Annotated in this window: 21 protein-coding genes; 9 read left to right on the forward strand and 12 right to left on the reverse strand. The window is 62.0% G+C overall.

Annotated elements, in window-relative coordinates; genetic code table 11:
* Positions 1-223: 223 nt before the first annotated feature.
* The gene (gene tyrS, locus PPA02S_RS21145; RefSeq protein ID WP_028633508.1) at positions 224-1,423 is read right to left on the reverse strand and encodes a tyrosine--tRNA ligase; all 1,200 of its coding nucleotides are present in this window, start codon (positions 1,421-1,423) and stop codon (positions 224-226) included.
* Between the two features lie 210 nt (positions 1,424-1,633).
* On the opposite strand from tyrS, the gene PPA02S_RS21150 reads away from it, so the two are divergent.
* Positions 1,634-3,055 (forward strand): peptidoglycan DD-metalloendopeptidase family protein, encoded by a 1,422-nt coding sequence (locus PPA02S_RS21150; RefSeq protein WP_028633509.1) that lies wholly within the window; start codon positions 1,634-1,636, stop codon positions 3,053-3,055.
* Between the two features lie 4 nt (positions 3,056-3,059).
* A complete protein-coding gene (locus PPA02S_RS21155; RefSeq protein ID WP_028633510.1) occupies positions 3,060-4,151 on the forward strand; it encodes an anhydro-N-acetylmuramic acid kinase in 1,092 nt (363 codons plus the stop codon).
* Positions 4,152-4,210: 59 nt separating this feature from the next.
* Here the strand turns inward: PPA02S_RS21155 and erpA are convergent, their stop codons facing one another.
* Both erpA and argC read right to left on the reverse strand, forming a co-directional pair.
* Positions 4,211-4,561, reverse strand: a complete 351-nt coding sequence (gene erpA / locus PPA02S_RS21160; protein WP_028633511.1) for an iron-sulfur cluster insertion protein ErpA — start codon at positions 4,559-4,561, stop codon at positions 4,211-4,213.
* A gap of 117 nt (positions 4,562-4,678) precedes the next feature.
* On the reverse strand, positions 4,679-5,713 hold the full coding sequence (gene argC / locus PPA02S_RS21165) for an N-acetyl-gamma-glutamyl-phosphate reductase (protein ID WP_028633512.1): 1,035 nt from the start codon (positions 5,711-5,713) through the stop codon (positions 4,679-4,681).
* A gap of 143 nt (positions 5,714-5,856) precedes the next feature.
* On the opposite strand from argC, the gene hemJ reads away from it, so the two are divergent.
* The 5 genes from hemJ (at position 5,857) to PPA02S_RS21190 (ending at position 9,298) form a co-directional block, all read left to right on the forward strand.
* Positions 5,857-6,282 (forward strand): protoporphyrinogen oxidase HemJ, encoded by a 426-nt coding sequence (gene hemJ / locus PPA02S_RS21170; RefSeq protein WP_028633513.1) that lies wholly within the window; start codon positions 5,857-5,859, stop codon positions 6,280-6,282.
* 67 nt (positions 6,283-6,349) lie between these two features.
* Positions 6,350-7,132, forward strand: a complete 783-nt coding sequence (locus PPA02S_RS21175; RefSeq protein WP_028633514.1) for an SDR family NAD(P)-dependent oxidoreductase — start codon at positions 6,350-6,352, stop codon at positions 7,130-7,132.
* Positions 7,133-7,196: 64 nt separating this feature from the next.
* Complete coding sequence (locus PPA02S_RS21180; protein WP_028633515.1) at positions 7,197-7,535, forward strand: histidine triad nucleotide-binding protein; 339 nt, start codon at positions 7,197-7,199, stop codon at positions 7,533-7,535.
* Positions 7,536-7,600: 65 nt separating this feature from the next.
* The gene (gene coq7 / locus PPA02S_RS21185; RefSeq protein WP_028633516.1) at positions 7,601-8,248 is read left to right on the forward strand and encodes a 2-polyprenyl-3-methyl-6-methoxy-1,4-benzoquinone monooxygenase; all 648 of its coding nucleotides are present in this window, start codon (positions 7,601-7,603) and stop codon (positions 8,246-8,248) included.
* 9 nt (positions 8,249-8,257) lie between these two features.
* The gene (locus PPA02S_RS21190) at positions 8,258-9,298 is read left to right on the forward strand and encodes a hypothetical protein (protein ID WP_028633517.1); all 1,041 of its coding nucleotides are present in this window, start codon (positions 8,258-8,260) and stop codon (positions 9,296-9,298) included.
* Positions 9,299-9,375: 77 nt separating this feature from the next.
* Here the strand turns inward: PPA02S_RS21190 and PPA02S_RS21195 are convergent, their stop codons facing one another.
* Entirely contained in the window at positions 9,376-9,798 is a 423-nt protein-coding gene (locus PPA02S_RS21195) for an OsmC family protein (protein ID WP_004376171.1), read from the reverse strand.
* Positions 9,799-9,987: 189 nt separating this feature from the next.
* Between PPA02S_RS21195 and crp the strand changes: the two genes are divergently transcribed.
* Positions 9,988-10,632, forward strand: coding sequence for a cAMP-activated global transcriptional regulator CRP (crp, locus tag PPA02S_RS21200; protein WP_028633518.1), 645 nt, complete (start codon positions 9,988-9,990; stop codon positions 10,630-10,632).
* Here crp and PPA02S_RS21205 read toward each other — a convergent pair.
* From PPA02S_RS21205 to PPA02S_RS21220, 4 genes are all read right to left on the reverse strand, one after another.
* A complete protein-coding gene (locus PPA02S_RS21205; protein WP_028633519.1) occupies positions 10,629-11,333 on the reverse strand; it encodes a lipoate--protein ligase family protein in 705 nt (234 codons plus the stop codon). The two genes, crp and PPA02S_RS21205, sit on opposite strands and share 4 nt — an antisense overlap.
* A 103-nt stretch (positions 11,334-11,436) precedes the next feature.
* Positions 11,437-12,270, reverse strand: coding sequence for an indole-3-glycerol phosphate synthase TrpC (gene trpC, locus PPA02S_RS21210; RefSeq protein ID WP_028633520.1), 834 nt, complete (start codon positions 12,268-12,270; stop codon positions 11,437-11,439).
* On the reverse strand, positions 12,267-13,316 hold the full coding sequence (gene trpD, locus PPA02S_RS21215; RefSeq protein ID WP_028633521.1) for an anthranilate phosphoribosyltransferase: 1,050 nt from the start codon (positions 13,314-13,316) through the stop codon (positions 12,267-12,269). The genes trpC and trpD overlap by 4 nt, the downstream gene beginning before the upstream one ends.
* A 9-nt stretch (positions 13,317-13,325) precedes the next feature.
* Positions 13,326-13,919: an aminodeoxychorismate/anthranilate synthase component II gene (locus tag PPA02S_RS21220; RefSeq protein ID WP_028633522.1), complete on the reverse strand. Its 594-nt coding sequence runs from the start codon at positions 13,917-13,919 to the stop codon at positions 13,326-13,328.
* Between the two features lie 366 nt (positions 13,920-14,285).
* On the opposite strand from PPA02S_RS21220, the gene estP reads away from it, so the two are divergent.
* Positions 14,286-16,166: an esterase EstP gene (gene estP, locus PPA02S_RS21225; protein ID WP_028633523.1), complete on the forward strand. Its 1,881-nt coding sequence runs from the start codon at positions 14,286-14,288 to the stop codon at positions 16,164-16,166.
* A gap of 92 nt (positions 16,167-16,258) precedes the next feature.
* On the opposite strand, the gene trpE is transcribed toward estP, so the two are convergent.
* The 4 genes from trpE to PPA02S_RS21245 form a co-directional block, all read right to left on the reverse strand.
* Positions 16,259-17,731 (reverse strand): anthranilate synthase component I, encoded by a 1,473-nt coding sequence (gene trpE / locus PPA02S_RS21230; RefSeq protein ID WP_028633524.1) that lies wholly within the window; start codon positions 17,729-17,731, stop codon positions 16,259-16,261.
* Between the two features lie 69 nt (positions 17,732-17,800).
* A complete protein-coding gene (locus PPA02S_RS21235) occupies positions 17,801-18,619 on the reverse strand; it encodes a phosphoglycolate phosphatase (protein WP_028633525.1) in 819 nt (272 codons plus the stop codon).
* A complete protein-coding gene (gene rpe, locus PPA02S_RS21240) occupies positions 18,616-19,290 on the reverse strand; it encodes a ribulose-phosphate 3-epimerase (RefSeq protein ID WP_028633526.1) in 675 nt (224 codons plus the stop codon). Before rpe ends, PPA02S_RS21235 begins: the two co-directional genes overlap by 4 nt.
* 111 nt (positions 19,291-19,401) lie before the next feature.
* Positions 19,402-20,229, reverse strand: coding sequence for an ABC transporter permease (locus tag PPA02S_RS21245; RefSeq protein WP_028633527.1), 828 nt, complete (start codon positions 20,227-20,229; stop codon positions 19,402-19,404).
* Positions 20,230-20,239 lie beyond the last annotated feature (10 nt).

The following is a 20,239-nucleotide window of genomic DNA, read 5'->3' on the forward strand; positions in this document are numbered from 1 at the left end:
GCTTTTGATCGGGTGATCGTAGCGCTTCCAGAAACCCGTTAATCGCTTAACTCATTGAATCTCAAGGAGTTTTGCGTTCCGTTGTCGCTGGAAGTGGGGCGCATTATAAGGGGATTCGAGAGGGCGTCAACCGTTTATTTCATTAAAGTGAAACAAAGGCTGAAAACAGCGCCGCCACTGGCGGCGCATCGCGAGCTACGCTCGCTCCTACCTTAATAGGAGGTTACTCAGGCTTTAGGGTAACCCGGGCGAACGACTTCTTGCCGGCCTGGCACACATGGCTGGCACCCAGGGCAAACATGAAATCACGGTCGACAGCAGCGCCATCAACTTTTACCGCTCCCCCGGCCAGTAGGTCACGCGCCTGCGCCGAGTTCTTCACCAGGCCAGCGCGGTTCAGCACGGCAGCAATAGGCAGGCTTTCGACAGACACCACGTCAACCTCCGGCAGGTCTTCTGGAAGCTCGCCTTCCTTCATACGGTTACCCGCCGCACGGTGGGCATTGGCCGCTGCTTCCTCACCGTGGAAACGCGCAACGATCTCCTCGGCCAGCTTGATCTTGATGTCACGCGGGTTGGCACCCTTGGCCACATCAGCACGCAGCCCCTCGATCTCTTCCATCGAGCGGAAGCTCAGCAGTTCGAAATAGCGCCACATCAAGGTGTCAGGAATCGACACCAACTTGCTGTACATCACCCCTGGCGCTTCCTGGATACCCACATAATTGCCCAGCGACTTGGACATCTTCTTCACGCCGTCCAGCCCCTCGAGCAATGGCATGGTGACGATGTTCTGGGCCTCCTGGCCATAGGCACGCTGCAACTCGCGGCCCATCAGCAGGTTGAACTTCTGATCGGTACCGCCCAACTCGACGTCAGCCTTGAGCGCTACCGAGTCATAGCCCTGCACCAGCGGGTAAAGGAACTCATGGATGGCAATGGGCTGATTGGTGGTGTAGCGCTTGTCGAAGTCATCACGCTCGAGCATGCGCGCCACGGTGTACTGCGACGCCAAGCGAATGAAGTCTGCCGGTGACAGGGTGTCCATCCAGGTGGAGTTGAACGCGACCTCGGTCTTGGCCGGGTCGAGAATCTTGAACACCTGCTGTTTATAGGTTTCGGCGTTTTCCAGCACCTGCTCGCGGGTCAGGGGTGGGCGCGTGGCGCTCTTGCCGCTGGGGTCGCCGATCATGCCGGTGAAGTCACCAATGAGGAACACCACCTGATGGCCAAGGTCCTGGAACTGACGCAGCTTGTTGATCAGCACCGTGTGACCGAGATGAAGATCGGGCGCCGTGGGATCGAAGCCTGCCTTGATGCGCAAGGGCTGACCGCGCTTGAGCTTCTCAACCAGTTCCGACTCGACCAGTACTTCTTCGGCACCGCGCTTGATAAGCGCCAGCTGCTCTTCAACCGACTTCATAGACAAACCCGCAAGGCTCAGATTCAGGGGGAGCCAACCATACAAGATCGGCTGTCAAATACAAGTTCACAAAGGGATGTGACCCGGACCCGGCGTCGCGACGTCTACGCGCCCTTGCGTGAAAATGCTTTTGGTTATATTTTATACAGTTATTTCATCTTCATCATGTCATTCATCTTTTCCATTTCACCTTTTCAAAGTCCTTAGCCCATGACCAACGAACCGCCTAAAGCGCCCCCGCTTTATCCGAAGACACATATTCTGGCCGCCAGTGGCATCGCGGCCTTGCTCAGCCTGGCCCTGCTGGTGTTCCCCTCCAGCGACGTAGAAGCCAAGAAAACCACCCTTAACCTGGAGCTGGAAAGCCCAGCCGAGCAGCTCAAGGACGAATCGCGCACTGCCCCGCTGGTACAGGCCGAAGGTGAGCAAGGCTCGCCGTTCGCCCAGATCGAAGAGCCGGCACCCAGCACACAGAATGCTGAGCAAAAAGCGACGGCGACCGAGCCCGCCGCACAGGCTGTCAAGGCACCTGGCCACCGCGAGGTGACCGTCGCCAGCGGTGACACCCTCTCTACTTTGTTCGCCAAGGTTGGCCTCCCTGCCAATGCCGTCCACGACATCCTGGCCAGCAGCAAGCAGGCCAAGCAGTTCAGCCAGCTGAAGCATGGCCAGGTACTGCAGTTCGAGCTGGACAAAGACGGTCAACTCGCCAACCTGCACAGCAAAGTCAGCAGCCTTGAAACCATTCGCCTGACCAAGACCGACAAGGGCTACACGTTCAACCGAGAAATCAGCAAACCGGTCGTACGCACCGCTTACGCCCACGGCGTGATCAAAAGCTCCCTGTCGGCCTCTGCCCAACGCGCCGGGCTGTCCCACAACCTGACCATGGACATGGCACGGGTGCTGGGCTACGACATCGACTTTGCCCAGGATATTCGCCAGGGCGATGAATTCGATGTGGTCTACGAGCAGAAGGTGATGGATGGCAAAGTGGTCGGCACCGGCAACATCCTGTCGGCGCGCTTTACCAACCGCGGCAAGACCTACACCGCTGTGCGCTACACCAACAAGCAGGGCAACACCACCTACTACACGGCCGATGGCAACAGCTTGCGCAAGGCGTTCATCCGTACCCCGGTAGACTTTGCCCGCATCAGCTCGCGGTTTTCTGCAGGCCGCAAGCACCCCATTCTGAACAAGATCCGTGCGCATAAAGGCGTCGACTATGCAGCCCCTCGCGGCACACCGATCAAGGCTGCAGGCGATGGCCGTATCGAACTTGCCGGGCGCCGCGGCGGTTACGGCAACACGGTCGTTATCCAGCACGGCAATCGCTACAAGACCCTTTACGGGCACATGCAAGGTTTCGCCAAGGGCATCAAGACCGGCAGCACGGTCAAGCAAGGCCAGATCATCGGGTATATCGGCACCACCGGCCTGTCCACTGGCCCTCACCTGCACTACGAGTTCCAGGTGAACGGTGTGCACGTCGACCCACTGAGCCAGAAAGTGCCGATGGCCGACCCGATCGCCAAGAACGAGCGCCAGCGCTTCCTGCAGCAGAGCCAGCCCCTGATCGCCCGCATGGATCAGGAAAAGGCCACGCTGCTCGCTTCGAACAAGCGCTGACACCATGGCCCTCTACATTGGGGTAATGTCTGGCACCAGCCTCGACGGCCTGGACATTGCCTTGGTAGAACAAGGCGAGCAGCTTCATCTGCTCGCCACCCATTACCTGCCGATGCCCGCCGAGCTGCGCCAGGCGCTACTCAGCCTGTGCAGTAGCGGGCCCGACGAAATCGCCCGAGCCGCACTGGCGGAAAACCGCTGGGCCACACTGGCCGGTGAAGGTGTTGCGCAGCTGCTGGCACGTCAGGGGCTAAGCCCCGAGGATATCCGCGCCATCGGCAGCCATGGGCAGACCATTCGCCATGAACCTGCACGGGGGTTTACGGTGCAGATTGGCAACCCGGCGCTGCTGGCCGAGGTCACGGGTATCCGCGTTGTGGCCGATTTCAGACGCCGCGATGTGGCTGCCGGAGGCCAGGGTGCGCCCCTGGTACCGGCCTTTCACGAAACCTTGTTCAGCCACATTGGCCAGCGCCTGGCAATCCTCAACGTCGGTGGCTTCAGCAACCTGAGCCTGATTGCACAAGGCACACCCGTACACGGCTTCGACTGTGGCCCCGGCAACGTGCTGCTGGATGCCTGGGTAGAGCGCAAGCGCGGCCAGGCCTACGATGCTGACGGCGCTTGGGCCGCAACCGGGAGGGTGCAACCTGCCCTGCTCGGCAAACTGCTGGCTGATCCGTTCTTTGCGGGGAGCGGCCCAAAAAGCACAGGCCGTGAGGTGTTCAACCTGCCCTGGCTGGACAGCCATCTGGCCACGCTGCCCGCTTACCGCGACGAAGACGTCCAGGCGACCCTGCTGGAACTGAGTGCGCGCAGCATCATCGACTCGCTGAACAATGCCCAACCGGGTACCCAGGCCCTGCTGGTGTGTGGGGGCGGCGCCCGCAACGGCGCATTGATGGCTCGCCTGGCACAGTTGCTGCCGCAGGCGAAGGTTGCAAGCACAGCCGCCTATGGCATCGACCCTGACTGGGTGGAGGCCATGGCGTTCGCCTGGCTGGCCCATTGCTGCCTCGAAGGGGTTGCGGCCAACCGCCCCAGTGTCACCGCTGCACGCGGGCTACGCATACTGGGCGCCATCTACCCTGCATAGCACCCTGCTGCAGATAGCAAAACGCCGCGCAATTGCGCGGCGTTTTTTTGCAGCAAACTTCAGATCGAGAAGGAAGAGCCACAGCCGCAGGTGGTGGCGGCATTCGGGTTCTTGATCACGAACCGCGAACCTTCCAGGCCTTCCTGGTAGTCCACTTCGGCACCCGCCAGGTACTGGAAGCTCATCGGATCGACCACCAGCGACACCCCTTCGCGCTCGACGATGGTGTCATCTTCGGCGACATCTTCATCGAAGGTGAAACCGTACTGGAAGCCCGAGCAGCCGCCACCGGTGACGAATACACGCAACTTCAGGCGGTCATTGCCTTCCTCGGAAACCAGTGTCTTCACCTTTTGCGCAGCGCCGTGGGTAAATTCCAAAGCCGTGGGGGTGAAGGTTTCGACGCTCATGTTGATTCTCCCGGCGTGGTAGCCGCCATAAAACTCGATGGCGGCTATTATCCGCTTTCCCGAGAAAATCGGTCAACAATAGCAAGCGTCACCATGCCGCTTGCCATCCATCACCTGTCAGGGCAACAGGCCGGCATGGCCAAGGCCCATACGCTCGTCCAGGCCGAACAGGATGTTGAGGTTCTGCACCGCCTGGCCGGAAGCACCTTTGACCAGGTTGTCGATGACCGACAGCACCACCACCAGGTCGCCACCTTGCGGGCGATGAACGGCGATGCGGCAAACGTTCGCACCGCGCACGCTGCGGGTTTCCGGGTGGCTGCCGGCGGGCATCACGTCGACGAACGGTTCGTTGGCGTAGCGCTTCTCGAACAGTGCCTGCAGGTCTACCGACCTGTCGGCAACCGTGGCGTACAGGGTCGCGTGGATGCCGCGGATCATCGGTGTCAGGTGGGGCACGAAGGTCAGGCCGATGTCCTTGCCCGCAGCCAGTCGCAAGCCCTGGCTGATTTCTGGAAGATGGCGATGGCCCTTGACCGCATAGGCTTTCATGCTCTCACCAGCCTCGCAGAACAACGAGCCCACGGCCGCGCCACGGCCCGCGCCACTGACACCGGACTTGCAGTCGGCAATCAGGCGGGTCTCGTCAGCCAGCCCCGCCTCCAGCAACGGCAAGAAACCCAACTGGGTAGCGGTAGGGTAGCAGCCCGGTACCGCAATAAGCCGTGCCTGGCGAATCTTGTCGCGGTTCACCTCAGGCAAACCATACACCGCATCTGCCAGCAACTCCGGGGCGCCGTGGGGCTGGCCATACCATTTGCCCCATTCTTCAGCGTCCTGCAGGCGGAAGTCTGCCGAAAGGTCGATCACCTTGGTGCCGGCAGCCAGCAGTTCACCCGCCAAGGCATGGGCCACACCGTGTGGCGTAGCAAAGAACACCACATCGCAGGCACCCAGCGCCTTGCTGTCAGGCACGCTGAATGCCAGCCCGTCGTAATGACCGCGCAGGTTTGGGTACATGTCCGCCACTGGCAAGCCTGCCTCGGAGCGCGAAGTGATGATCGCCACTTCCGCCTGTGGGTGCTGTGCCAGCAGGCGCAACAGTTCGACGCCGGTGTAACCCGTGCCGCCGACGATACCGACCTTGATCATAACGCTTGCCCCTTATCAACGAGTCGCCTGGAAAAGTCACGATGATAGGGGCGCGATGCGTCTGTAACAACTCTTCGGGTGCCCCTGATGACACTTGGGCACTACTATCTGACGACCGTGAATACCCTGAAGGAACCACCTCGATGCTCTATCTATGGATCAAAGCGCTGCATATCGTCAGCGTGGTCTGCTGGTTTGCCGGCCTGTTCTACCTGCCACGGCTGTTCGTGTACCACGCCCAAAGCCAGGACAGCGTCAGCCAGGACCGTTTCGTGACCATGGAACGCAAGCTGTACCGCGGCATCATGAACCCGGCGATGATCGCCACCTACGTGTTCGGCATCTGGATGCTCTACCTCACGCCGGGCTGGCTCAGCCAAGGCTGGCTGCACGCCAAGCTGACACTGGTAATCCTGCTGACCGGCTACCATCACATGTGCGGCGCCCAGCGCAAACGCTTTGCCAGCGGCAGCAACACCCGCAGCCATGTGTACTATCGCTGGTTCAACGAAGTGCCCGTGCTGTTTCTGCTGGCTATCGTGATCCTGGTGGTGGTCAAGCCCTTCTGACGCAAAACGCAACGCCAGGCACCACAAGCTGTACACTACGCGCCCTCTTCAGCCTCAGGAGCCTTGCATGACCCGTTACGCCATGATCACCGGTGCTTCCAGCGGCCTGGGCCTGGCCCTGGCGGAAGCCCTGGCAAGGCGTGGGCGCAACCTGATCCTGGTGGCCCGCCACCGAGAAACGCTGGAGCCGGTGGCTATCGAGCTGACCCAGCGCTTTGGCGTTGAAGTGCTGTTGCGCGCCTGTGACCTCAGCCAGCCCCTGCGCCTGTCGGGCTTTGTGCTGGAGCTGGAAGAAGGCGAGCGGCGCATCGACCTGCTGGTCAACTGCGCCGGCCAACGCACCTACGGGCCGTTCCTGGCCCACGAGTGGGCAGACGAGCAGGACCTGCTGGAAGTCAACGTTCTGGCCCTGAGCCGCCTGTGCCACGCCATTGGCAACCTGATGGCGGTACAGGGCGGTGGCCAGATCCTCAACGTGGCCGGCCTGGCGAGTGTTGCGCCCGGCCCCTGGCTCGCTGCCTATGCCGCCAGCAAGGCGTATGTCATGAGCTTTACACTGGCCCTGCGCGAAGAGCTCGGGCGCACCGGCATCAAGGTTTCGGTGCTCTGCCCAGGCCCGGTGCGCTCATCACGCCGGCGCATACCCCGCCTGGATGGCAAGGCCCGGTGCATCAGCCCTGAGGAACTGGCGCTGTACACCGTACGTGCGCTGGACAAGAACCGCGCAGTGATCATGCCGGGCCGGCGCAACCGTTGGCTGGCATTCGCCCCTCGCCTGCTGCCGGGCTGGCTGGTGCGCAAGCTGGCCGGGGTCATCCACAGGCGCTATTGCCCGGCTGGCATGGAATAGCCACTGGGCGAGCGGCGCCCGGCTGAGTACACTCGGGCCGGACCTTCACCATGGAGCAAGTGCTGTGGACGATTTATTCATCAAGATCATCAACCGGGAAATCCCGGCAAAGATCATCTACGAGGACGACCAGGTTCTGGCGTTCCACGACATCGCCCCCCAGGCGCCGGTGCACTTTCTGGTCATTCCGAAAAAGCACATCCGCACCCTCAACGACCTGACCGAGCAAGACAAGGGCCTGGCCGGCCACATCCTGTTCACCGCCCAGCGTCTGGCCAAGGAGCTAGGCTGCGAAGAGGGTTTCCGGGTGGTCATGAACTGCAATGAGCAGGGCGGCCAGACGGTGTACCACATCCACATGCACGTGCTTGGCCAGCGCCAGATGAACTGGCCGCCGGGCTGATCCACGGCAAGCGACCCTGATGCTATTGGGGTAAACTGTCGGGCACATTCTTGCGGAGGTGCCCGATGGCTACCGAACGTCACTATTCCCCGCTCGACCGCTTGTTGCTGCAGGCCGATACCGCCATGCGCACCTTGCTGCCCTTCAGCGGCCAGCCGTCCCGGCCTTCACCGGCCATCATCCAGCCCGACGTCGACCTCGATGCCCAACAGGCGCGCCATGTTGCCGGGCTGATGCGCATCAACCACACCGGCGAAGTCTGTGCTCAGGCGCTGTACCAGGGCCAGGCCCTGACGGCGAAACTGCCTGAAGTGCGCAAAGCCATGGAACACGCTGCAGAAGAAGAAATCGACCACCTGGTCTGGTGCGAGCAGCGCATTCGCCAACTCAACAGCCACCCCAGCGTGCTCAACCCCCTTTTCTATGGCATGTCGTTCGGCATTGGCGCACTTGCCGGGCTGGTCAGCGACAAGGTCAGCCTGGGCTTCGTCGCCGCCACCGAGCACCAGGTGTGCAAACACCTCGACCATCATCTCCAGCAGATCCCTGTCGATGACCAGAAGTCCCGGGCGATTCTCGAGCAGATGCGCATCGACGAGGAACAGCACGCCGAAACCGCACTTGAGGCGGGCGGCTACCGCTTCCCGGCGCCCGTACGTTTTGGCATGAGCCTGCTGGCCAAGGTCATGACCAAGAGCACCTACCGTATCTAAAGGGCAGGCATGACCGAACGCTTCCAAGCAACGGACCTGGCACGTGCGGTTGAGGCCGGGGTGCTGCAACCCGGCCAGGACCGGGCGCTGCTGGCGTTTCTGCGACAGCAGCCGGCCGCTACCGGCAACCTGCAACTGGCGCACACGGCGTTCTACTTCGGTGCCCTGTTGATCATGGCGGCCATGGGCTGGCTGCTGAATGAGGCCTGGTTGCGCGTGGGTGACGGCGCGTTGTTGCTGGTCGCCAGCCTCTACATCTTGTTCATTACCCTGTTTGCACTCAGGCTGCAGCGGCGCGCACAACCGGTGGCGGCCGGCGTACTGGCAGCCGTGGCGGTCAGCATCGTGCCCTTGGCGGTTTTTGCCGTCGAACGCCTTCTGGGCTGGTGGCCACTGGAAGACACCCAAAGCAACTATCACCAGTACTACACCCATGTTCAGAGTGGCTGGCTGTTGATGGAAGCTGCAACCATCCTGGCCGGGCTGCTGATGCTGCGGCTTGTGCCCTACCCTTTCATCGTGATGCCGATTGCCGTGGCGCTGTGGTTCATGTCGATGGACTTGAGCGAGTGGTTCTTCGGCTCGCCGTTCACCTGGGAGCAGCGCCGTGAAGTGTCACTGTGGTTCGGGTTGGCGACCTTACTGGTGTTTCTGGTGGTAGATGGCCGCACCCGGCAGGATTATGCCCACTGGGGTTATCTGGCGGGCCTCGCCGCGTTCTGGGGAGGGCTGACGCTGGTGGATAACGGCAGCGAATTGGGCAAGGCCGTGTATTGCCTCATCAACCTCGTACTGATCGCCATGGCCGTGCTGCTGCGCCGGCCGGTGTTCATGGTGTTCGGCGCGCTGGGCGTGGCGACTTACCTGGGGTATCTGGCTTACGAGGTATTCGCCGACTCGTTGCTCTTCCCGGTCGTACTGACCTTGATCGGGCTGGGGGTGATCGGCCTGGGGTTGTTTTACCAGAAGCGGCGTGAGCGGTTGAGCCAGTGGATGCGGGGAAGGTTGCCGGGGTGGGTACAGGTGGCCCTGCCAGCGCTGCGCAGCTGATGGCACGGGTCACCCCGCCAAATCAAGCCGTCACGTACAGTTCTGCCAGAGCCGGCGATGTAACCCAAAAACCTGCTTCAACCGAGCTCTACAATTTCGTAGCCATGGGTAATCTCGACCCCGGCACGCTCTAGCATGATCGATGCAGAGCAATACTTCTCAGCGGACAACTCGACCGCCCGTTTAACCTGGGCTTCCTTCAGCCCGCGGCCTTTGACCACGAAGTTCATGTGGATCTTGGTAAAGACTTTCGGGTCTTCGCTGGCACGTTCGGCCTCAAGGAACGCTTCGCAGCTTTCCACTGCCTGACGCGACTTCTTGAGGATGCTGACCACATCGAAGCTACTGCAGCCGCCCAGGCCCAGCAGCAGCATTTCCATCGGCCGCACACCCAGGTTGCGACCACCCGCCTCGGGCGGGCCGTCCATCACCACGACGTGGCCGCTTCCCGATTCGCCGAGGAACATTGCCTCACCGGCCCACTGGATACGTGCCTTCATCTGCCTGGACTCCTGAATTCAAAAAAGGGTGTCAGCTTAGACCTTGTGCAGCCGCGGGAAAAGTACATGAAGCATCGGTTTAATACCGAAACATTTTGTAAGCGTCTGATAAGCTGGCGCCAAATGACTGGCGCCTTCGCCGGCTTGCTGTTGTAAAAGCCTATGGGTCGTATCGAACAGGATTTCGTGATGGTTGCTTCTGCCACAACCCCCAAGCTCAAGAACATCGACAGGCTGCTGGCGCACTGTCAGCGCCGCCACTACGCCGCCAAGAGCAACATCATGTGCGCCGGTGATCGAGCAGAGACGCTGTCGTTCATCATCAAGGGTTCGGTCACCATCCTCATCGAAGACGACGAAGGCCACGAAATGATCATCGCCTACCTGAACAGTGGCGACTTTTTCGGTGAGCTGGGCCTGTTCGAACCCGGGGGAGCCGAACAACACCGCAGTGCCTGGGTCAGGGCCAAGACCGAGTGTGAAGTGGCAGAGATCACCTATGGCAAGTTCCGCGAACTGGCACGCCAGGACCCGGACATGCTCTACGCCCTCGGCAGCCAGATGGCCCAGCGCCTGCGCAACACCACGCGCAAGGTAGGCGACTTGGCCTTTTTCGACGTCACTGGCCGGGTTGCCCGCTGCCTGCTTGAGCTGTGCAAGCAACCCGACGCCATGACTCACCCCGACGGCATGCAGATCAAGATCACCCGTCAGGAGATCGGCCGCATCGTGGGGTGCTCAAGGGAAATGGTCGGCCGCGTCCTGAAAGACCTCGAGGAGCGCAGCCTGGTACAGGTCAAGGGCAAGACCATGGTGGTGCACGGTACCCGCTAGGTTTTGGGGACATCGGCCAGCACCCTGGCATACGCTTGGGACAGCCGTGCGAACCACGGCGCTTCGGGCGCCACTTCATGCAGCGCAATATGCGCATCGGCACGGCAGCGCTGTTCAAGCTCACAGCACTGATTGAACCGATTGACGGCAGCCACCATTGATTCGCGCTCGTTGTCCAGCAGCAGCGCCCCGTGCACCAGCACCACCGGGCGCTTGCCCGCCAGGCTCTGCCGCCAGCGCTGGGCGGTACCGACCAGCTTGCGGCCGTTGAGGTTGACGTTGTAACGGCCGTCGCAGAACGCGCCTTCAATTTCCCCCACCGAGGCCACACCGCCCCACTCACGTAGCACGTCGCACAATGGCAGGCATAGACGCTGATAGGCGTTTTCGATGCGGCCGTGGTCGCCTTCACTACGAGGAGCGGGGTAAACCAGCGCGATGTTCACAGTGGAATGCGATTGAGGCACTGGCTCACCGCCGGTCTCACGCAGCAGCACCGGCCAGCCGCCAATCGCCAGTTCTGCGCAGGCGGCCTCGAAGTGTTGCAGCCGGCTCATACGACGGGGCATGACCAGCGCATGGTCCGTCGGGCGCCAGAACAGCACGCCACTTTCCCGTTCGCCGCGGCACACTGCACCCAGCAGTTCCTGCTCGGCGTGCAGGCCTTGTTCCACAGTCAAGGGAAGGGGTTGATCGGTCATTGATCCACCTATGATCGTTTCTTCGCTGCCTTCAAGGCCTGCCCCGGAAGCGGCAATGGCAGGGCCTGTAAAAAAGCCGGCAGTTGCGCCGGCTTGTTTTTGCTCAGTCCAGTTGCTGAACGGTTTTCTTCACCTGCTCGGGGAAGAACAGACGCTGCAGCTCAAGGCCCGGCTGCTCGGCCCGCATGAACGCCTCGCCCACCAGGAACGAGTAGACGTCATTGATTTCCATCAGCTCGACGTCGGCACGGTTCAGGATGCCGCTCTCGGTGATGGCCAGGCGGTCGCGAGGAATACGCGGCAGCAGGTCCAGGGTGGTCTCCAGGCTGACCTCGAAGGTGTGCAGGTTGCGGTTGTTCACCCCTACCAGCGGTGTGTCCAGGGTTTTCAGGGCACGCTCCAGCTCATCGCCGTCATGCACCTCCACCAGTACATCCAGCCCGACGTCTTTGGCCGTGGCGGCAAGTTCAGCCATTTTCACATCGTCGAGCGCAGACACGATCAGCAACACACAGTCGGCGCCCAAGGCACGGGCCTCGACGATCTGGTATGGGTCGACCATGAAGTCCTTGCGGATAACCGGTAGCGACACCGCGCCGCGAGCTTGCTGCAGGTACTCATCGGCGCCCTGGAAGTAATCCACATCGGTCAGCACCGACAGGCAGGTGGCACCACCCTTCTCGTAGCTGACCGCAATCTCGGACGGCACGAATACTTCACGGATCACGCCTTTGCTGGGCGAGGCTTTCTTGATCTCGGCAATCACCGCCGGCTGCTTGCGCTTGGCCTGCTCGATCATGGCATTGGCAAAACCGCGGGGGGCGTCTGCTGACTTGGCCAGCACGTCCAGCTCGGCAAGGCTCACCCGAGCCCGGCGTTCTGCCACCTCCTGAAACTTGCGGGCGATGATCCGTTCCAGCACCGTTGGCACACTCATGCTTCGTTCTCCACCTTGAATACCGCCGTAAAGGCGCCCAGCTCCTGCATTTTCTCCCAGGCCAGCCCCGTGTGCAGTACATCGCTGGCCAGTTCCACGCCAGCCTTCAGGCTCATGGCATGGTCGGCTGCATAGAGCGCCGCACCTGCGTTGAGAACGATCATTTCTGCAGCCTTCTGGCCGTTCTCGGTCTTGCGCCTGCCGAGGGCGTCACGAATGAGCGCCAGCGAAGCCTGCGGGTTTTCTACGGCGAGGCCATGCAGACTCTGGCTCTTCATGCCGAGGTCTTCAGGCTCCACCCAGTACTCGGTGATTTCGCCGTTTTTCAGTTCCGCCACGAACGTGGGTGCGGCCAGGCTGAACTCGTCCAGGCCGTCCTTGGAATGCACCACCAGTACATGCTTGCTGCCCAGGCGGTGCAGCACCTCAGCCAGCGGGCGACACAGCGCCTGGGTGAACACCCCGACCACCTGGTGCTTCACGCCGGCCGGATTCGTAAGCGGGCCGAGCATGTTGAACAAGGTCCGCAGCCCCAGGTCGCGGCGCGGGCCAGCGGCATGCTTCATGGCGGTATGATGGCTTTGCGCGAACATGAAGCCGATGCCCAGGCTGTCGATGCAACGGGCAACCTGCACAGGCGTCAGGTTCAGGTAGATGCCCGCTGCCTCCAGCAAGTCGGCACTGCCGCTTTTACCCGAAACGGCCCGGTTGCCATGCTTGGCCACCGTGCACCCCGCCGCCGCCAGCACGAACGACGAAGCGGTGGAAACGTTGAAAATATTGGCGCCATCACCGCCTGTGCCAACAATATCCACCACGCCATCAAGATTCTGCAGTTCGACCTTGTCGGCCAGTTCGCGCATCACGGAAACGGCGCCGACGATTTCATCGATGCTCTCGCTCTTCATGCGCATGCCCATCAGGAAGGCGCCAATTTGCGCCTCGCTGCACTGCCCGGTCATGATTTCGCGCATGACACTGCGCATTTCTTCGGTGGTCAGGTCCAGGTGGCCGACGATACGGCTCAACGCGCTCTTGATATCCATATTCGATCCTTAGCGGTGGCCGCCAGTCTGCTTGAGGAAGTTGGCGAACAGCTCGTGCCCTTGTTCGGTCAGTATCGACTCAGGGTGGAACTGCACCCCTTCAACATTCAGCGTCTTGTGGCGCAGCCCCATGATTTCATCCACCGAGCCGTCTTCGAGGGCGGTCCAGGCGGTGACTTCCAGGCAGTCTGGCAGGGTGTCGCGCTTGACCACCAGCGAATGGTAGCGGGTCACGGTCAACGGGTTGTTGAGGCCGGCAAACGCACCGAGGTCACGGTGGTAGACCGGGCTGGTCTTGCCATGCATCACCTGGCGCGCGCGCACCACATCACCACCGTAGGCCTGGCCGATGGACTGGTGCCCCAGGCACACACCCAGAATCGGCAGCTTGCCGGCAAAATGCAGAATGGCCTGGATGGAGACACCGGCCTCGCTCGGCGTGCAAGGGCCGGGGGAAACGACGATGCGCTCAGGCTGCAGGGCTTCGATCTGGGCGATGGTCAGCTCGTCATTGCGAATGACCTTGACCTCGGCACCCAGCTCGCCAAGGTACTGCACGACGTTGTAAGTGAATGAGTCGTAATTGTCGATCATCAGTAACATCGGGTTAAACCTCTTGAATCTACTGACTTCATAATTCGAACCTTCCCACACCTGTCGCAGGCGCGGCTTCGCCACAAAGGGCTGATACAGGAAGGCAAACAGGGACGGGCCGGGCAGGCCGGCAGGGGATAAAGTCAGGCGCGCCAACGCCAACGGGCGTGGGCCTTGATTACGCGCATCAAGAGTTTGCTGACGATCAACACAGGGTAGGTCTCGCTCATACGTTCGGGCACAGTAGCCTACCGGGGCGGCGGGCGCAATACGCCCGTAAACACTGGGAAACGAATGGACTTCGGAGCGATGCGCGCCGATTTGCTAAGGTCGATGGGGCTCCCCTGATAAAAACAAAGAAAAGGATGTTTCATGATGCGAAAACCCGCACTGCTGCGCCTCACCCTCAGCACCTTGGCCCTGGCCTGCAGCCAGGCATTCGCCGGCCCCTCGCCCTACTCCAACCTGATCGTGTTCGGCGACAGCCTCAGCGATGCCGGGCAGTTTGGCGGCATGCGCTTCACCAACCGTGACGCCAACGGCAACTACGCACCCGTGTCGCCGATGATCCTGGGCGCACACCTTGGCGTGAACCCGGCAGCCCTTGGCCCTTCCACCTCCCCGCTCAACCAGGCCGTAGGCCTGCCTGACGGAAACAACTGGGCGGTAGGCGGTTACACCACGCGGCAAATTCTGGACTCCATCACCACCACCTCGCAGACGGTGATCCCGCCAGGGCGCCCAGGGGCCGGTCAGTTGCTGCGGGAAAAACCGGGTTACCTGGCCAACGGCCTGCGCGCGGACCCCAACGCACTGTATTACCTCACCGGCGGAGGCAACGACTTCCTGCAGGGGTTGGTCAACGGCCCTGCTGATGCCATGGCAGCCGGCGCCCGGCTGGCCGCCAGCGCCCAGGCCCTGCAGCAGGGGGGCGCGCGCTATATCATGGTCTGGCTGCTGCCTGATCTAGGCCAAACCCCCAACTTCAGCGGTACGCCGCAACAAAACCCGCTGTCCCAGCTGTCTGGCGTGTTCAACCAGTCGCTGCTCAGCCAGCTCAGGCAGGTGGACGCGCAAGTCATTCCCTTGAACATTCCGGGGCTGCTGAGCGAAGCCCTGGCCAACCCCAACGCGTTCGGGCTGACCAGCGACCAGAACCTGGTCGGCACCTGCTACAGCGGCGAAGGTTGCGCAGGCAACCCCGTGTACGGCCTCAATGGCACAACACCCGACCCGAGCAAATTGCTGTTCAACGATGCGGTACACCCCACCATCGCCGGCCAGCGACTGATTGCCGATTACGCCTACTCCCTCATCGCCGCCCCGTGGGAGATCACCCTGCTGCCCGAGATGGCCCACGCCAGCGTGCGTGCGCATCAGGATGAACTACGCAACCAGTGGCAGGCGCCCTGGCAGGCCGTTGGCACGTGGCAACCCTTTGTTGCCACAGGTGCCCAGGACCTGGATTTCGGTAGCCAACCTGGCGCCGCCAGCGGTGATGGCCGTGGCTACAACCTGACCGTGGGCGCCAGCTACCGGCTCGACGATGCCTGGCGCCTAGGCTTGGCCGGTGGCGCCTACCGACAGAAGCTGGAAGCGGGGGCACAGGACTCTGACTACACGCTGGACAGCTACCTGGCCAGCGCATTCGCCCAGTACCGCAAACACCGCTGGTGGGCAGACGCTGCATTGACTGCCGGCCACCTGAACTACGGCGACCTCAAGCGGACCTTCGCCCTGGGTACCCATAACCGCAGCGAAAAGGGCAACACCGATGGCGAGACCTGGGCCGTGTCTGGCCGCGTCGGGTACAACCTGGCGCCAGACAGCAGCCGGTGGCAATTGGCACCGTTCGTCAGCGCCGACTATGCACGGGTGAAGGTGGACGGCTACGACGAGAAGAGCGGTCGCTCAACGGCGCTGGCCTTCGATGACCAGGACCGTACATCACGGCGCCTGGGCGTCGGCTTGCAGGGCAGCCTGCAGGTAGTGCCGGCAACGCGGTTGTTTGGCGAGGTGGCGCAGGAGCACGAATTCGAAGATGACCAGCAAGACGTGACGCTGCACCTGACGGGGCTGCCTGCCAACGACTTCACCTTGGCGGGGTATACCCCAGCCAGCAACCTGACCCGGGTTGGCCTGGGTGTCAGCCATGAAATCGTGGCAGGCGTGCACCTGCGAGGCAGCTATAACTGGCGCAAAAGCGACGAGCAGAAACAGCAGGGCCTAAGCCTGGGCGTTTCTGTCGACTTCTAACCTAGCCGCGAACGTAGCCTGCGATCTGCCTTGCGTGAACTTCAGAAGGCGGATCGCGAGCTTTACCCGCGCCTACAAGGCCGAGCGTGTGGTCAGTTCTGTTCGGCCAGTGCGACGGCGCGGAACATCGCCCGGCGCTTGTTGATGGTTTCTTCCCACTCCAGTGCGGGCACCGAGTCGGCAACGATGCCGCCGCCCGCCTGCACATGCAGTTCGCCGTCCTTGATCACCGCCGTACGGATGGCAATGGCGGTGTCCATGTTGCCGTTCCAGGCGAAATAACCGACTGCGCCGCCATAAACGCCACGCTTGACCGGCTCCAGCTCATCGATGATTTCCATCGCCCGGATCTTCGGGGCCCCCGACAGGGTGCCTGCCGGCAAAATCGCCCGCAGCGCGTCCATGGCAGTGAGGCCTTCGCGCAACTGGCCGGTGACGTTGGAAACAATGTGCATCACGTTGGAGTAGCGCTCGATCACCATCTTCTCGGTCAGGCGCACGCTGCCGGTGGCGGCCACGCGGCCCACGTCATTGCGGCCCAGGTCGATCAGCATCAGGTGCTCGGCGATTTCCTTGTCGTCCGACAGCAGGTCATCTTCCAGCGCCCGGTCCGCATCTTCGGTTGCGCCACGCGGGCGGGTGCCGGCGATGGGGCGCACGGTAACCAGGTTGTCCTCGACCCGCACCAGCACTTCCGGCGAGCTGCCCACCACGTGGAAGTCACCGAAGTTGAAGAAGTACATGTAAGGCGTTGGGTTGAAGCAGCGCAGCGCGCGGTACAGGTCGATGGGCGCTGCCTTGAAGTCGATCGACATACGCTGCGAGGGCACGACCTGCATGCAGTCGCCGGCCAGGATGTACTCCTTGATGCGCCCGACAGCGTTTTCGTAATCCTCGCGGGTGTAGCTGGAGCGGAACTCGGGCTCTGCCGCCGGTGGGCCGCTCAAGTCCAGGCCACGGCGCGGGGTGATGGGCTGGCGCAAGGTTTCGAGCAAGTCCTGCAAGCGGGCATTACCCTGTTCGAAGGCGTGTTCATCGGCCGGGTCGACCAGCACGATGGCGTGCATCTTGCCGGCCAGGTTGTCGAACACCACCACCGAATCAGACACCATCAGCAGAATATCCGGCACCGCCAGCGGGTCCGGGTTGGGGCTTGCACCCAGGCGTGTTTCCACGTAGCGCACGCAGTCGTACCCGAAGTAACCCACCAGGCCGCCATTGAAGCGCGGCAACCCCGGAATGTCGGCCACCTTGTAACGGTCCTTGAATGCCTCGACGAAGGCCAGCGGGTCTTCGACATCATGGCTTTCGACCTCAACGCCGTCCTGCAGGATGCTGACGTGATAACCGTGCACCCGCATCACTGTGCGCGAAGGCAGGCCGATCATGGAATAACGGCCCCACTTCTCGCCGCCCTGCACGGACTCGAGCAGGTAGGAGTTAGGCTGATCAGCCAGCTTCAGGTAGATCGACAACGGCGTGTCGAAGTCGGCCAGGGTCTCGCAGGCCAGGGGGATGCGGTTATAGCCGGCTGCAGCCAGGCGCAGGAATTCTTCGCGGGTCATGAGTAGCCTCGTGGCATAAAGCTTATGGTCGGGCAAACGGATGGGCCGGCACGCGCCGGCAGGCAGAAGTCAGGCGCGCCAACGCCAGCGGGCCAAGGCCTTGATGACTTTCATCCAGAATTTGCCGGTAACCGCCACGGGGGACTCTCTGTCGTGTGAGGCTTGAAGGTCCGCCAACGTTATCCCAGTGGCAGGGTCTACGCAACCGGGCAGCAGTGCGCGCAGGTCATCGATCACCAGACTGGGGGACTCTTCACCGATCGGCCGCCCATGGTTGTAGCCATAGGTAAGGCCCACACTCTGCACGCCAGCGGCCTTGGCCGCCTGCACGTCGCTGCGCGAGTCGCCAACAAACAACGACTGTTGCGCGGTCACGCCCGCCATCTGCATGACAAACAGCAGCGCCGCAGGGTCGGGCTTCTTCTGCGGCAGGGTGTCGCCACCGATGATCCAGCGGAAGTAGCTGCCGATCTTCATCTGGTCCAGCAGCGGCCCGACAAAACGCTCAGGCTTGTTGGTGATCAGCGCCATCTCCACACCGCGCTTGCTCAACCAGCGCAGGGTGTCTTTTACGCCTGGGTAGACCTGCGTCAGCGCATGGCTGTCGGCGTAGGCCTCCATGAACAACGCCAGGGCCCGTTCGGCCAGTGCATCATCTACCGAAGCATGATCGATGCCTCCGGCCAAGGCGCGGCGCACCAGCACCTGTGCACCGTTGCCCACCCACTGGCGCACGGCAGCAAGGCCGGCCGGGGGGCGGCCGAGTTCGAGCAGCATGCGGTCGACAGCGGCCGTCAGGTCTGGCACGGAATCGATCAGGGTACCGTCCAGATCGAACATCACCAGCCTGGGCAGCGTCCCCGGGAACAGCTGCTCGAAGCCGCTCATGGGCGGGCCTGAGCCAGTTCGCTGCGCATCTGCGCGATCACTTGTGCGTAGTCCGGGGCATTGAAAATGGCAGAACCGGCGACGAAGGTATCGGCACCTGCTGCAGCGATTTCACGGATGTTGCCCACATTGACCCCGCCGTCGATTTCCAGGCGGATATCACGGCCGCTGGCGTCGATCAGTGCACGGGCTTCACGCAGTTTGTCGAGGGTGCCCGGGATGAACTTCTGACCGCCAAAACCCGGGTTTACGCTCATCAGCAGCACCATGTCGACCTTGTCCATCACATACTTCAAGGCATCCAGGCTGGTGGCCGGGTTGAACACCAGGCCAGCCTTGCAGCCGCCATCCTTGATGAGTTGCAAAGAGCGATCGATGTGCTGCGAGGCTTCCGGATGGAAGGTGATGTAGCTGGCGCCGGCTTCGATGAAGTCGCCGATGATACGGTCGACCGGGCTGACCATCAGGTGCACGTCGATGGGCGCGGTGACGCCATACTTGCGCAGGGCGGTACACACCATCGGGCCGATGGTCAGGTTGGGGACATAGTGGTTGTCCATGACATCGAAGTGAACGATGTCTGCACCCGCAGCCAGAACCTTGTCGACATCCTCGCCCAGACGGGCGAAATCGGCAGAAAGAATGGAGGGGGCAATAGCGTAGGGCTGCATGGCGCACCTGTTGGCAGAATCACGGTGGCGCGCATTGTAACCCAGGCAAGCGAATGAGGGCTGACTGGTATCAATCGCGATGCGCCGCAGGTGGCGCACCGCGAGCAGCGGTCAGGCAGGCTGCTGGGTCCTCAGTTTTTCGCTGCGCCCACGCAGCCACTCCAGGGTCAGCAGCAGTACCACCGAGAACGCGATCAGCAAGGTGGCCGCCGCCGCGATGGTGGGGCTGAGGTTCTCGCGTATGCCGCTGAACATCTGCCGCGGCAGGGTCGCCTGCTCAGGCCCGGCCAGGAACAGCGTCACCACCACCTCGTCGAACGAGGTAGCAAAGGCAAACAGCGCCCCCGAAATCACGCCTGGGGCAATCAGCGGCAAGGTCACCCGACGGAATGCCAGCAGTGGCGATGCCCCCAGGCTGGCCGCCGCCCGCACCAGGTTGTGGTTGAACCCTTGCAGGGTTGCCGACACGGTGATGATGACGAACGGCACACCCAATACGGCGTGTACCAGAATCAGCGAGGTGAAGCTGTTGCCCAGGCCCAGCGGGGCGAAAAACAGGTAACTGGCCACACCGATGATCACCACCGGCACCACCATGGGCGATATCACCAGGGCCATCACCAGCGACTTGCCCGGGAAATCGCCCCGGGTCAGGCCGATGGCCGCCAGCGTACCGAACACCATGGCCAGCGCCGTGGCTGCCGGGGCAACGATGATGCTGTTCTTCAGCGCACGCATCCACTCGGCAGAGCCGAAGAAATCCTGGTACCACTGCAGCGAGAAGCCCTGCAACGGGTACACCAGGAAACTGCCGCTGTTGAATGACAGCGGCACGATGACCAGCACAGGCAGAATCAGGAACAACAGGATCAGGCCGCAGAGAATGCGCAGGCTGTAGAACCAGACCCGCTCAACGGGTGACATGTATGGGCTCAGCATGACAAGGCTC

The sequence above is a fragment of the Pseudomonas parafulva NBRC 16636 = DSM 17004 genome, from assembly GCF_000730645.1.
Taxonomy (GTDB): Bacteria; Pseudomonadota; Gammaproteobacteria; order Pseudomonadales; family Pseudomonadaceae; genus Aquipseudomonas; species Aquipseudomonas parafulva.

Excerpts from the sequence above, each read along its gene's own strand:
- argC (WP_028633512.1), bottom strand. The coding sequence starts at position 5,713 with ATGATCAAGGTCGGTATCGTCGGCGGCACGGGTTACACCGGCGTCGAA.
- PPA02S_RS21205 (WP_028633519.1), bottom strand. The coding sequence starts at position 11,333 with ATGACCGATCAACCCCTTCCCTTGACTGTGGAACAAGGCCTGCACGCC.
- tyrS (WP_028633508.1), bottom strand. The coding sequence starts at position 1,423 with ATGAAGTCGGTTGAAGAGCAGCTGGCGCTTATCAAGCGCGGTGCCGAA.
- coq7 (WP_028633516.1), top strand. The coding sequence starts at position 7,601 with ATGGCTACCGAACGTCACTATTCCCCGCTCGACCGCTTGTTGCTGCAG.
- PPA02S_RS21150 (WP_028633509.1), top strand. The coding sequence starts at position 1,634 with ATGACCAACGAACCGCCTAAAGCGCCCCCGCTTTATCCGAAGACACAT.
- estP (WP_028633523.1), top strand. The coding sequence starts at position 14,286 with ATGCGAAAACCCGCACTGCTGCGCCTCACCCTCAGCACCTTGGCCCTG.
- trpC (WP_028633520.1), bottom strand. The coding sequence starts at position 12,270 with ATGAGTGTGCCAACGGTGCTGGAACGGATCATCGCCCGCAAGTTTCAG.
- PPA02S_RS21190 (WP_028633517.1), top strand. The coding sequence starts at position 8,258 with ATGACCGAACGCTTCCAAGCAACGGACCTGGCACGTGCGGTTGAGGCC.
- rpe (WP_028633526.1), bottom strand. The coding sequence starts at position 19,290 with ATGCAGCCCTACGCTATTGCCCCCTCCATTCTTTCTGCCGATTTCGCC.
- PPA02S_RS21245 (WP_028633527.1), bottom strand. The coding sequence starts at position 20,229 with ATGCTGAGCCCATACATGTCACCCGTTGAGCGGGTCTGGTTCTACAGC.
- PPA02S_RS21235 (WP_028633525.1), bottom strand. The coding sequence starts at position 18,619 with ATGAGCGGCTTCGAGCAGCTGTTCCCGGGGACGCTGCCCAGGCTGGTG.
- erpA (WP_028633511.1), bottom strand. The coding sequence starts at position 4,561 with ATGAGCGTCGAAACCTTCACCCCCACGGCTTTGGAATTTACCCACGGC.
- trpE (WP_028633524.1), bottom strand. The coding sequence starts at position 17,731 with ATGACCCGCGAAGAATTCCTGCGCCTGGCTGCAGCCGGCTATAACCGC.
- PPA02S_RS21155 (WP_028633510.1), top strand. The coding sequence starts at position 3,060 with ATGGCCCTCTACATTGGGGTAATGTCTGGCACCAGCCTCGACGGCCTG.
- crp (WP_028633518.1), top strand. The coding sequence starts at position 9,988 with ATGGTTGCTTCTGCCACAACCCCCAAGCTCAAGAACATCGACAGGCTG.
- PPA02S_RS21195 (WP_004376171.1), bottom strand. The coding sequence starts at position 9,798 with ATGAAGGCACGTATCCAGTGGGCCGGTGAGGCAATGTTCCTCGGCGAA.
- PPA02S_RS21175 (WP_028633514.1), top strand. The coding sequence starts at position 6,350 with ATGACCCGTTACGCCATGATCACCGGTGCTTCCAGCGGCCTGGGCCTG.
- PPA02S_RS21220 (WP_028633522.1), bottom strand. The coding sequence starts at position 13,919 with ATGTTACTGATGATCGACAATTACGACTCATTCACTTACAACGTCGTG.
- hemJ (WP_028633513.1), top strand. The coding sequence starts at position 5,857 with ATGCTCTATCTATGGATCAAAGCGCTGCATATCGTCAGCGTGGTCTGC.
- trpD (WP_028633521.1), bottom strand. The coding sequence starts at position 13,316 with ATGGATATCAAGAGCGCGTTGAGCCGTATCGTCGGCCACCTGGACCTG.